Below are 478 nucleotides of genomic sequence, written 5' to 3' on the forward strand. Positions count from 1 at the left end.
CACCTCCGGTGTCCAGGGGGCTTCGAGGAAATCGACGGCTCCCGCCTTCATGGCGCGTACCCCGAAGCCGACGTCGCCATTGCTCGCACCGACCGCCACGACGGGCAGGTGCGAGCGTGAGGGTTTCAGCTCACTCGCGACCCCCAAGCTGCCGGCCTCCTCCAGGTCGAGCACGACGCAGCCGGACATCAGCGAGACCGCCATCTTGAGGAGGGCCTGCCCGCTCACAAAGGCCTGCACCTCGTACCCGCCGGACTGCAGGGCATCGACGAGGCTGCGCCGGGCGTCGCCCCCAACCGCGACCACGTAGGCGCGCAGGCCAGTGTCGATGGTGACATCCTGCGCGATCCCGCCCGCTGACCGGCTCCGTCCGTCAATGCCCGGGATCGGGAAGAAGGTGTCGCGGATGCGGCGCACCGCGTGGTCCGAGGCGCGCAGGATGCGGTACTCCAGAACCAGCGTCTCGCCGCGACCGACC

Annotated in this window: 1 protein-coding gene; it reads right to left on the reverse strand. The window is 70.1% G+C overall.

Annotated features, from left to right (window positions below; all coding sequences use genetic code 11):
* Positions 1–478: response regulator (locus WDW90_RS38125; RefSeq protein ID WP_336492873.1), on the reverse strand; the 478-nt coding region annotated here is incomplete at both ends.

The organism is Methylobacterium nigriterrae (assembly GCF_037106235.1).
GTDB classification, from domain to species: domain Bacteria; phylum Pseudomonadota; class Alphaproteobacteria; order Rhizobiales; family Beijerinckiaceae; genus Methylobacterium; species Methylobacterium nigriterrae.